General features: G+C 56.6%; 2 protein-coding genes and 4 pseudogenes. 1 reads left to right on the top strand and 5 read right to left on the bottom strand.

Annotation, left to right across the window (positions count from 1 at the left end; genetic code table 11):
- Both AC1DUU_RS26440 and AC1DUU_RS26435 read right to left on the bottom strand, forming a co-directional pair.
- Window positions 1–260: pseudogene (locus tag AC1DUU_RS26440) on the bottom strand (hypothetical protein); the annotation flags it as partial.
- 373 nt (window positions 261–633) lie between these two features.
- Window positions 634–951, bottom strand: a pseudogene (locus AC1DUU_RS26435) (SRPBCC domain-containing protein); the annotation flags it as partial.
- A gap of 30 nt (window positions 952–981) precedes the next feature.
- Between AC1DUU_RS26435 and AC1DUU_RS26430 the strand changes: the two are divergent.
- A pseudogene (locus tag AC1DUU_RS26430) lies at window positions 982–1083 on the top strand (transposase); the annotation flags it as partial.
- Window positions 1084–1097: 14 nt separating this feature from the next.
- On the opposite strand, the gene AC1DUU_RS26425 reads toward AC1DUU_RS26430, so the two are convergent.
- From AC1DUU_RS26425 to AC1DUU_RS26415, 3 genes and pseudogenes are all read right to left on the bottom strand, one after another.
- The gene (locus tag AC1DUU_RS26425; protein WP_476786325.1) at window positions 1098–1568 is read right to left on the bottom strand and encodes a GNAT family N-acetyltransferase; all 471 of its coding nucleotides are present in this window, start codon (window positions 1566–1568) and stop codon (window positions 1098–1100) included.
- A gap of 306 nt (window positions 1569–1874) precedes the next feature.
- A pseudogene (locus AC1DUU_RS26420) lies at window positions 1875–2221 on the bottom strand (IS6 family transposase); the annotation flags it as partial.
- Window positions 2222–2332: 111 nt separating this feature from the next.
- Window positions 2333–2884, bottom strand: coding sequence for an OmpA family protein (locus tag AC1DUU_RS26415; RefSeq protein ID WP_476786326.1), 552 nt, complete (start codon window positions 2882–2884; stop codon window positions 2333–2335).
- Between the last annotated feature and the right edge of the window lie 692 nt (window positions 2885–3576).

Raw genomic sequence — 3576 nt, 5'->3', positions numbered from 1 at the left:
GCATTCAGGAGCTCCAGAACGGTGGCCGCGCCCAACGTGACGAAAATGGCCCGCCATCCAAATTCATCGGCAATCACAGCCCCGGCGATCGGTCCGAGAGCGGGGAAGGGTTCGCCGTCCGTCTGTGGCCAACGCATCTGCTTGAACCAACCATAGGCTGTCGCCTCGCGGTCCTTTGCCAAGTCCATGACTGTGAGAGTTCGGCATTCGGGCGACAGCAGGAAATGCTGTCGTTTGGGTTTTTGTTCGGACTTTGCCAAGGCTCAGTCCCTCCTCGGTTTGGAAGGCGACTGAGCCGCGTATTTCCAAACCTCCGGACGGGATGTGGAGGTGCAAGACCAATGCAGCAGGCTGCACGACGGTCATGGCGATGGCGAATTCATTGGTCCGAAGTGACCGTCAGGCCACCAAGAAGTCAAAGCAGTATGTGCGAGATCCTGAACATGCGGCGGCTCATACCTGGGAAGCTGACTGGAGTCGATCGGGAAAGCGCTCGATGGTTAATTGCGAAGTTTGGGACAATGTCTGCTTCCGACCCCATTTCTGCCGTTCGCGGTTGGACCGCACAATCATAAAGCGGTCGTTTATGGAGACTGTGGCGACACGACCGCCAACCCTCCAGATGAGCAACGGTCAACTATCCAGCCACGTGGCGAGGCTATCCAGCGTCTGCAGACCATATTCCACCGCGCCGAAACCGACGACCACCTGTCGGCGTTCGCGGCTTGGGTGAAGCTGGCGCATGGTCAGCACGGTCTTGCCGTCGGTCTGCTCATCGAAGGTAACCGTCATGTAGAAGCGCTCCAGGTCGTTGGGGTCCGGGGTACCATAGTCCACCACGATTAGCTCATTCGGCACGACCTTCAGGAAGCGCATGAGGTTGGGTAAGCGCTGCTTTTGGCCCTCGAACACGCCCACCATGTCGAAGCGCCATTCCCCGCCCACGGAAATCCGGATAGTCTCTTGACCCGCGCAACGAGGGTGCAGATGGGTACGTCGAGGACGCAGCTGTCGATTCCGCGCGACCGGTCCGTCACCTTCGCCCCCAAACTGATCGGCAAATATCAGCGCCGCTTTCTGGACTCCGAGAGAGTCCCTTACTGTGCGGTCCTTTGCGATATCGGCTCAGCGAAGTCAGCCTTTCCCATCGCAAAACACTTACAAGCATCTTCCCCGTGCTCACCATCTCCGATGAACTTCATACCGATCTTCTCCGCCACGCGCACTGATGATAAATTCCTCTGATCAATATTAGCAACAATCCGGTTGAGGCCGAGCGTGTGAAAAGCATACTCTGCGATTAGGCGAGCCGCTTCCGTTGCAAACCCGTTTCCCCACGCCAAACGATTTAAGCGCCAGCCGATTTCTATCTCTGGGCCAACGCCATCATATGGGATTAGGAGAATCCAACCTACAAATTGGTCAGGCCGCTCTTTGGGGAAAATAGACCAATATCCAAGTCCATCCCCAAGCGCAGTCTTTATCCTGTCTCTCAGGAAGGCTTCATGCTTCGGCGTGTCATTCCACGGACCGGGAATAAATTTTGTAACCTCCGGGTCACGGTCCATCGCTAGGCATGCGTGAAAATCTGACATCGTACGAGGTCGAACAAAAAGCCGCTCAGTTTCAAAGCTTGGCAACACGCCGATAACCTCTCAATCGTGAAAAACTCCTAAAAATGACTCTTTCAACCGTATATGAAGAAATGGCCGCAAAGAACTCCGGTAATCCGGGCCTAACTCCTCCTATCGGTCGCGAGGATAATATCGGGTTCTCGTACGCCAAGTGTATCAAAAGAATCCCTCGTTCATGCTTAGTTGAGTATGATGATCACCGGCATTCGATGCCCTGCCGCCCTGCGCGGCGCCATAGTATAACTCTGCAGCAGCCTCGGAGTTGCGGCGCGTCTGGACGATGTCGTCAAGTACATAACCCTCCTGATCAACCGCTCGCCACAACCAACATTTCTGACCGTTGATGCGCACGACAAGCTCATCAAGATGCCAGATATCGTCTTTCGTCGGCGACTTGCGGCGTAAGCGACGCGCATAATCGGAGCCATATTTTCCGCACCAGCGGCGGATCGTCTCGTAGGAAACGGTTATGCCGCGTTCCAGCAGCATTTCCTCGACGTCGCGCAGGCTCAAATTGAACCGGAAATACAGCCAGACCGCACGGGCTACGGTCTCAATGGGATAGCGGTGGTTCTTGTAAGTCGGCGCGGTCCTGCTCATGCCCCGCAGCTATCCCAGCCGAAATAACAATGTGACAGCACCGAAACTTTGCGACAAAGCCAACGGGTAGTCATCGGCCCGGAGATCCCCTGCGCGAATTACTTGGGCAATACGAACTCGACGCGCCGATTCAATGCACGCCCAGCTGGATTGTCCGCATCGTTTTCAAGGGTGTTGGGCGCGACAGGATGGCTGGCACCCAATGCCTTGACCGACAGTTGCGCCTTGTCTGCTCCGTGCCTCACAAGCCAGTTCGCGACCGCATTTGCCCGCTGAAGCGACAGGTCCTGGTTATATTGGGCCGAGCCCTTGGAATCGGTATGGCCCTCGATGATGATCCTGCCAGCGGAGATTGATGCGATGAGACGCGCGATATCGGTGAGCGTCGGTTCCGCAGCCGGCTGGACGTCTGCCTTGTCGAAATCGAACAGGACATCGCCCGTCATGGATATTCTGACGGTCGCCGCGTCTTGTCGTACGGAAAGACCACCGTGCTGAGCGGCAAGCCCATCGGCTTTCGCCGTCAGATCCGACACGGCGTTGTTCAGATCGGAGGGAAGACCCTTCAGATCCAGAACCGTGGCCTTGAGATCGCGGATATCGCGATTGTAGGGCGACTCCTGAGCAAAGGAACCGCTCGCCGCCGCCATGATCACTACCGCCGCTAGGGAAGACTTAGTTGTGCCGGTCATGGCTATCGGTCGGTAATTTTGATGGCGTCGAGCGTTTCGACGCCCGGGATCGTCAGTGACACTTCCGTGACGTCCCTTGGCGGGGCGGGAAATCTGCCGTGCCAGGAGCCGGCGATCGGGGAATCCTTGCTGGCCTTGATGGTCAGATTAGGATTTGTCAGAGGCTTRTCRTTGCTRTCYGTGAGYAGCAGRTATTTYTTGTTGCCGGCGAGAACGTAGAARCTGTTTTCATAGGCGYTCTCGCTGATCGAATCRTAGATTCGTTCSASCTTGYYYGCGSCGAGCGGCTTGAAGCGCAGCTTGATCGTCAAGATGTCACCGTTGCGGACAGCCTCGACCACCTGGGCTTCGGCGGCTCCGCCGTCCGTCAAGCCCGTGGCCAAGAGCGCTGTAGAGGCGGCCTCGGTCTGGGTTTGGGCGAATACGGCGCGAGACAATCCGGTGGTCGTCAGGAAGGCGCCAAGAGCGCAGGCGGTTGCGGCGGTTCTGGTCAGACCCATGTTATCAATCCTCTCTTGTTAAGAATCGCGGGTGGCGTTTATGAATCACAAAACGAACCCTCAATCGCCTGCCCGTATGGGGGCAATGTGGCAAATCTCACATAATCACGCTTCTGACGTTAACCTTGGGACACGCGCGCGGCGGAAGAC

It is taken from the genome of Aminobacter sp. P4_H6_2, assembly GCF_056400805.1.
Note: the sequence above shows the minus strand (reverse complement) of the source record. Positions and strands in the feature narration are given on the sequence as shown.